The sequence below is a fragment of the Enterobacter sp. C6 genome (assembly GCF_008122455.1).
GTDB lineage: Bacteria > Pseudomonadota > Gammaproteobacteria > Enterobacterales > Enterobacteriaceae > Enterobacter > Enterobacter pseudoroggenkampii.
This window is the reverse complement of record NZ_QPFW01000203.1, coordinates 22,180-29,083: the sequence shown is the minus strand read 5'-3', so window position 1 is coordinate 29,083 and position 6,904 is coordinate 22,180. Positions and strand designations below refer to the sequence as shown.

Sequence of the window (6,904 nt, the reverse complement as noted above, 5' to 3'; positions counted from 1 at the left end):
GCTCACCGTTGCGAGGTGGCGTATATTACGCTTTCCTCTTTCAGAGTCAACCCGTTATTTCAGGATTTTTTCTCTTCAACCGAACCGCTTGTTGTGTGAAGTGATTCACATCCGCCGTGTCGATGGAGGCGCATTATAGGGAGTTCTCCGCAGGCCGCAACCGCTAAATGACAGAAAAATGACTGACTGCTGCATTCCACAGCAAAACCCCGCCTTATACCTTTTTACACACAGACTTATCCACAAAGATACGAAAAAGTGAAAATGTGCGAGCGTTGCGCAAACGTTTTCGTTAAAATGCTCGCGCTTAACAAGGATGCCTCGTCAGGTGTGTTAGATGAGTTTTTCACAGGAAAATTCATCTAACGCTCTCTGTAATCGTGAAATCCAGGGGATTTACCATGCAACAACGTCGTCCAGTCCGCCGCGCTCTGCTCAGTGTTTCTGATAAAGCCGGTATCGTCGAATTCGCTCAGGCACTTTCCGCACGCGGTGTGGAGCTGCTTTCCACAGGCGGTACCGCTCGCCTGTTAGCAGATAAAGGTCTGCCGGTAACCGAAGTGTCCGATTACACCGGTTTCCCGGAAATGATGGATGGACGCGTCAAAACCCTGCATCCAAAAGTCCACGGCGGTATTCTTGGCCGTCGCGGTCAGGACGACGCCATTATGGAACAGCATGACATCGCGCCAATCGACATGGTGGTTGTTAACCTCTACCCGTTTGCCCAGACCGTTGCCCGCGAAGGCTGCTCTCTGGAAGATGCCGTAGAGAATATTGATATCGGCGGCCCGACCATGGTGCGCTCCGCGGCCAAGAACCATAAAGATGTGGCCATCGTCGTAAAGAGCAGCGATTACGAAACCATTATTAATGAGATGGATGCCAACGAAGGGTCGCTGACCCTGGAAACGCGTTTCGACCTCGCCATCAAAGCCTTCGAACACACCGCCGCGTACGACAGCATGATCGCCAACTACTTCGGTAGCCTGGTACCGGCTTACCACGGTGAAAGCAAAGATCCTTCAGGCCGCTTCCCGCGCACCCTGAACCTGAACTTCATTAAGAAGCAGGATATGCGTTACGGTGAGAACAGCCACCAGCAGGCAGCCTTCTATATAGAAGAAGAGGTAAAAGAAGCCTCTGTTGCGACCGCTCAGCAGGTTCAGGGCAAAGCCCTCTCCTATAACAACATTGCCGACACCGACGCCGCGCTGGAATGCGTAAAAGAGTTCAGCGAGCCGGCCTGCGTTATCGTCAAGCACGCGAACCCATGCGGCGTTGCCGTGAGCACCTCTATTCTGGATGCCTACGATCGCGCCTACAAAACCGACCCGACCTCTGCGTTCGGCGGCATTATCGCCTTCAACCGCGAGCTGGATGCTGAAACGGCTCAGGCCATCATCTCCCGCCAGTTCGTTGAAGTGATCATCGCGCCATCCGCATCCGAAGAGGCGCTCAAAATTACCGCGGCAAAACAGAACGTACGCGTACTGGTTTGCGGCCAGTGGGCACAACGCGTGCCGGGCCTGGACTTCAAACGCGTGAACGGCGGCCTGCTGGTTCAGGATCGCGATCTGGGTATGGTGACAGAAGCCGACCTGCGCGTGGTGACCAAACGTCAGCCGACCGAACAGGAACTACGTGACGCGCTGTTCTGCTGGAAAGTGGCGAAGTTCGTCAAATCCAACGCCATCGTCTACGCGAAAGAGAATATGACCATCGGAATAGGTGCTGGCCAGATGAGCCGCGTCTATTCCGCGAAAATCGCGGGCATTAAAGCAGGCGATGAAGGTCTGGAAGTGAAAGGCTCCGCCATGGCTTCTGACGCGTTCTTCCCGTTCCGTGACGGTATCGATGCGGCAGCTGCTGTCGGCATCACCTGCGTGATCCAGCCTGGCGGCTCAATCCGCGACGACGAAGTGATTGCCGCCGCCGACGAACACGGCATTGCGATGATTTTCACCGACATGCGCCACTTCCGCCATTAATTCCCGGAGCTGAAAATGAAAGTATTAGTGATTGGTAACGGCGGACGCGAGCACGCGCTGGCGTGGAAAGCGGCGCAGTCTCCGCTGGTGAAAACGGTCTTCGTGGCACCGGGCAACGCCGGTACCGCACTGGAACCCGCGCTGCAGAACGTGGCTATCGGCGTGACTGACATTCCGGCGCTGCTGAGTTTTGCCCAGAGCGAGAAAATCGACCTGACCATCGTCGGCCCGGAAGCGCCGCTGGTGATTGGCGTCGTTGACGCGTTCCGCGCGGCGGGCCTGACAATCTTCGGGCCAACACAAGGGGCCGCGCAGCTGGAAGGCTCCAAAGCCTTCACCAAAGATTTCCTCGCGCGTCATAATATCCCGACGGCGGAATATCAGAATTTCACTGAAGTGGAGCCTGCTCTGGCCTACTTACGTGAGAAGGGCGCGCCGATTGTTATCAAGGCCGACGGTCTGGCCGCCGGTAAAGGCGTGATCGTCGCGATGACGCTCGAAGAAGCCGAAGCCGCGGTTCAGGACATGCTGGCAGGTAACGCTTTCGGCGATGCGGGCCACCGTATCGTGATTGAAGAGTTCCTCGACGGTGAAGAAGCCAGCTTTATCGTGATGGTCGACGGCGAGCACGTTCTGCCGATGGCCACCAGCCAGGACCACAAGCGTGTGGGTAATGGCGACACGGGTCCTAATACCGGCGGGATGGGCGCCTACTCCCCTGCTCCGGTCGTGACTGACGAAGTTCATCAACGCACCATGGATCGCGTCATCTGGCCAACCGTGAAAGGGATGGCGGCGGAAGGTAACACCTACACCGGTTTCCTCTACGCGGGCCTGATGATCGACAAGCAGGGTAACCCTAAGGTTATCGAATTCAACTGCCGCTTTGGCGATCCGGAAACTCAGCCCATCATGCTGCGCATGAAATCCGATCTGGTGGATCTGTGTCTGGCAGCCTGCGAAGGTAAGCTGGACGAGAAAACGTCAGAGTGGGACGAGCGTGCATCTCTGGGTGTGGTGATTGCTGCGGGTGGTTATCCGGGTAATTACAACACCGGGGATGAGATCCACGGTCTGCCGCTGGAAGAGATTGACGGTGCGAAGGTGTTCCATGCCGGTACGAAGCTGGCTGAAGACGATCGCGTTCTGACCAACGGCGGACGCGTGCTGTGTGCGACCGCGCTGGGTCATACCGTGGCAGAAGCGCAGAAGCGCGCCTATGCGCTGATGGCGGATATTCACTGGAACGGTAGCTTTAGCCGTCAGGATATCGGCTATCGCGCGATTGCGCGCGAGCAGGGGGAGTAATTCCTCCTCGCCCTCACCCTCTCCCTCAAGGGAGAGGGGATTTACCTCAGAAACTCTTCTCTGTCGGCTGCCAGGTACAGAAGTCTTCGTTCGCCACCAGCAGCAGCTGAGAGCCTTCCGGCGCTTCCAGCCACGCCACACTCACTTCCATTGAGGAATGACGCTGACGGCGTTGAATGTGTTCGGTCGCCCAGGATTCAAGCTCAGGCTTGACCGTTTGCCCTTCGCAGGTGGTTACCGTCCCGTCGTTATGCCAGCGCCCCTGGCGCAGCACAACGCGTCCCAGACGAAGCGCATCGCTGGTCTGGCGGATTTGTTCGGCACGGTAACGGTAGAGGGCGATTTGATCGCTGGAAAGCTGCTGTTTTTGACCGCCGACTTCGCGCTGCATAAAGCTCAGCTCGCCATGGTCGTCAAAACGCACTTTCACGTGTTCGGGGGTCTTGCTGTAGACGTTCAGTTCAATCAGCGACAGGTCATCCCCCTGCCAGCGATATTCCGCCGTCGACGTATTGCCGTTATGCCACGGGCTAAAGGCAGAAAGCAGATGCACTTCGCCGCCGGAATCTTTGCGCCAAATCCTGACCGCGCCCTGGTTGTCCGCGTAGCCGCTGGCGGTAAACGGCGGCAGGGAGGTGTCGTGGCTGCAGGCGGACAGCAGCAGCATGCCTGCCAGCGCGAGCGTTCCGCGCCAGAAAGACAAAAGGGGCGTTGCCGCCCCTTCGCTAAAACTGTTCACTGCCACGCGTCTTACTTAACTGCGTCTTTCAGTGCTTTACCAGAAACAAATGCCGGCACGTTCGCTGCGGCGATTTTGATTTCTTTACCGGTCTGCGGGTTGCGGCCAGTACGCTCAGCGCGGTGGTTCACTTTGAAGGTACCGAAACCAACCAGTTGTACAGCATCGCCTTCTTTCAGAGACTCAGTAATAGCAGCCAGGGTAGATTCCAGAGCAGCTTTAGCCTGCACTTTAGACAGATCAGCCTTGTCCGCAATTACATCAATCAGTTGAGTCTTGTTCATAAGTTATCCTTTCAATGTGTTTATCGCTTGCTAAGCATCGAGTGCGACGAAAATGCCAAAAAAGCACTCTCCTGCATACACGCACCGATAGCCACTTTTTTTCGCCCCCCAAATGTAGACCAGACAAGGGGCGAAAGGGAAGAGTCGAGGAGCGACAAAACGGGCGTTATCTCAAGTTTTCTTATCTCATTGGTTAAAAATTATACCAATATTACTCTCACCGGCCTCACGTAAGTCCGCACGCAGCCCTTTTATCAGTTCAATATCGCGTTCTTCACACTCTGCCAGCAGGCGGAAAATTTCCCACTGAATGTCCCATTCTTGCTCAACGGCCGGGTTTGCACGCAGTTCTTCATCGGTCATTTCGCGACCTTCCTGGGTCATTTCCAGCATCGCCACGGTCGTAATAGATGCCTTACTGACTTCAATAGCGTGCTCCAGCGTTTCACCGCTCAGACGGGAGTGAAGCAGTTCGCTTAACGCCACGCAGGCATCAATCGCCGGGTAGACACCGTACAGGTCAAAATCATCCGCCACCGGAATCGCCTCTTCCAGCTTTTCGAGCTGAGAGTCGAAATTCACCTTCGCGTCTTTCACCGTCAGCGTTTCCCAGATCAGATCCAGAATGCGGCGGTAGATATGGCCATCACCAAAGCCCGTCTGCTTACAGAACGCGGCATAGTTGGGATACATGCGCTCGCACAGGCAAGCCATAAAGGTGACGTGCTGCCAGCTTTCCAGCTTTTCAAGGCGCAGGTGAATCGGGTTTTGTAGCATGATGATCTCTCGAATCGAAAATTAGGCGCAGTTTACCTGAATCACCGCTGAATTTCCTGCCAACGAACAAAAGCCGGACGCGAAGAGGCCACCGCGTCAGCCCAGCGCGTCGGTTCCGGTAAGCGGTAGCCGTTCATGCAGCGCTGTACCCACGCCAGAGCGCTGTCCATGCTCACCCGATGGCCGGTGGCGATGAACAGCGGATTACAGCGAGCTTTGCTGCGCCAGACCCACGCCAGCTGCTCTCCTTTATGGATAAGCGGTGCCAGCGCGCCCGGCTCGTCGGAGAGTGGCTCAAACGCGCCGCACAGGCGTTTCTTGGCAACGCCAATGGTCGGCACATCCACCAGCAGCCCAAAGTGGCTGGCAACGCCTAAACGGCGCGGGTGTGAGATCCCGTGCCCATCGACAAACAGCAGGTCAGGTTTTTGCGAGAGCTGCTCCCACGCTGCCAGCAGCGCGGGATATTCGCGGAAGGAGAGAAAGCCCGGGATATACGGCATGGTGGTCGCGATACGCGCGACCTTGTACTCCATCAGCTCAAGCGAAGGGTATTTCAGTACCACCATCGCCGCTCGCGTCACTTCCCCACCCTGCTCGAACCCGACGTCTGCTCCGCCAATGTACTGCGGAGGATCCTTATCCAGACGATCCTCACGGATCACCGATGAGGCCAGTTCGATTTGTTGAGCGCGTAGCGACGCGAGATCCATAACGACTCCTTACTTGTGATACTGGGCAGAAAGCCGATGCACCGCCTCCACAAATACGCCTGCGTGCTCTGGCGGTACATCCTGATGAATACCGTGGCCGAGGTTAAAGACGTGGCCTTCCCCCTGGCCGAAACCAGACAGTATAGTCGACACTTCTTCTTCAATGCGGGCTGGCGGCGCATAGAGCATGGACGGGTCCATATTGCCCTGCAGCGCCACTTTGTCGCCCACGCGACGACGCGCATCGGCAATATCGGTGGTCCAGTCGAGGCCCAGCGCGTCGCAGCCGGTTGCCGCCATCGCTTCCAGCCACTGGCCGCCACCTTTAGTGAACAGCGTCACCGGCACGCGGCGACCTTCGTTTTCACGCAGCAGGCCGTCGACGATTTTGTGCATGTAATACAGGGAGAACTGCTGATAATCGCGTCCGGTCAGCACGCCGCCCCAGGTATCGAAAATCATCACCGACTGCGCACCCGCCTTAATCTGCGCGTTCAGATAGAGGGTGACGCTCTTCGCCAGCTTGTCGAGCAGCGCATGCAGGGCCAGCGGCTCGGCGTACATCATCTTTTTAATCAGGGTGAAGGCTTTGCTGCTGCCCCCTTCAACCATATAGGTCGCCAGCGTCCACGGGCTGCCGGAGAAGCCAATCAGCGGCACTTCACCTTTCAGCTCGCGGCGAATGGTGCGCACGGCGTTCATCACGTAGCCCAGCTCGCCTTCCGGATCGGGGATCGGCAGCTTGTCCACGTCGGCTTTGCTTTTGATCGGAGAGGTGAAACGCGGGCCTTCACCGGTTTCGAAGTACAGGCCAAGGCCCATGGCATCCGGAATGGTCAGAATATCCGAGAAGAGGATCGCAGCATCCAGCGGGAAGCGGCGCAGCGGCTGGAGCGTCACTTCACAGGCCAGCTCGGCGTTTTTGCACAGCGACATAAAATCGCCCGCCTGCGCGCGCGTGGCTTTGTACTCTGGCAGATAGCGTCCCGCCTGGCGCATCATCCACACCGGGGTGACATCAACGGGCTGGCGCAGCAGCGCACGCAGATAACGATCGTTCTTCAGTTCGGTCATTTTTGCAGTTCCTTAAGC

At 56.9% G+C, this 6,904-nt stretch carries 7 protein-coding genes; 2 read left to right on the top strand and 5 right to left on the bottom strand.

Annotation, left to right across the window (positions count from 1 at the left end; genetic code table 11):
- Positions 1–401 precede the first annotated feature (401 nt).
- A complete protein-coding gene (purH, locus tag DOU50_RS09285; protein WP_148769242.1) occupies positions 402–1,991 on the top strand; it encodes a bifunctional phosphoribosylaminoimidazolecarboxamide formyltransferase/IMP cyclohydrolase in 1,590 nt (529 codons plus the stop codon).
- A 15-nt stretch (positions 1,992–2,006) separates the two neighbouring features.
- A complete protein-coding gene (purD, locus tag DOU50_RS09280; RefSeq protein WP_024908249.1) occupies positions 2,007–3,299 on the top strand; it encodes a phosphoribosylamine--glycine ligase in 1,293 nt (430 codons plus the stop codon).
- 46 nt (positions 3,300–3,345) lie between these two features.
- Here purD and DOU50_RS09275 read toward each other — a convergent pair whose 3' ends face one another.
- The 5 genes from DOU50_RS09275 to hemE form a co-directional block, all read right to left on the bottom strand.
- Entirely contained in the window at positions 3,346–4,038 is a 693-nt protein-coding gene (locus DOU50_RS09275; RefSeq protein WP_061716168.1) for a DUF1481 domain-containing protein, read from the bottom strand.
- A gap of 11 nt (positions 4,039–4,049) precedes the next feature.
- On the bottom strand, positions 4,050–4,322 hold the full coding sequence (gene hupA, locus DOU50_RS09270) for a nucleoid-associated protein HU-alpha (protein WP_002445246.1): 273 nt from the start codon (positions 4,320–4,322) through the stop codon (positions 4,050–4,052).
- Between the two features lie 186 nt (positions 4,323–4,508).
- The gene (locus tag DOU50_RS09265; protein WP_008503468.1) at positions 4,509–5,099 is read right to left on the bottom strand and encodes a YjaG family protein; all 591 of its coding nucleotides are present in this window, start codon (positions 5,097–5,099) and stop codon (positions 4,509–4,511) included.
- A gap of 41 nt (positions 5,100–5,140) precedes the next feature.
- Complete coding sequence (nfi, locus tag DOU50_RS09260) at positions 5,141–5,812, bottom strand: deoxyribonuclease V (protein WP_024908251.1); 672 nt, start codon at positions 5,810–5,812, stop codon at positions 5,141–5,143.
- A 9-nt stretch (positions 5,813–5,821) separates the two neighbouring features.
- The gene (gene hemE, locus DOU50_RS09255; RefSeq protein ID WP_024908252.1) at positions 5,822–6,886 is read right to left on the bottom strand and encodes a uroporphyrinogen decarboxylase; all 1,065 of its coding nucleotides are present in this window, start codon (positions 6,884–6,886) and stop codon (positions 5,822–5,824) included.
- Positions 6,887–6,904 lie beyond the last annotated feature (18 nt).

Bases quoted from the DNA above. Each gene is read 5' to 3' on its own strand.
- purH (WP_148769242.1), top strand. From the start codon at position 402: ATGCAACAACGTCGTCCAGTCCGCCGCGCTCTGCTCAGTGTTTCTGAT.
- purD (WP_024908249.1), top strand. From the start codon at position 2,007: ATGAAAGTATTAGTGATTGGTAACGGCGGACGCGAGCACGCGCTGGCG.
- hemE (WP_024908252.1), bottom strand. From the start codon at position 6,886: ATGACCGAACTGAAGAACGATCGTTATCTGCGTGCGCTGCTGCGCCAG.
- nfi (WP_024908251.1), bottom strand. From the start codon at position 5,812: ATGGATCTCGCGTCGCTACGCGCTCAACAAATCGAACTGGCCTCATCG.
- DOU50_RS09265 (WP_008503468.1), bottom strand. From the start codon at position 5,099: ATGCTACAAAACCCGATTCACCTGCGCCTTGAAAAGCTGGAAAGCTGG.
- hupA (WP_002445246.1), bottom strand. From the start codon at position 4,322: ATGAACAAGACTCAACTGATTGATGTAATTGCGGACAAGGCTGATCTG.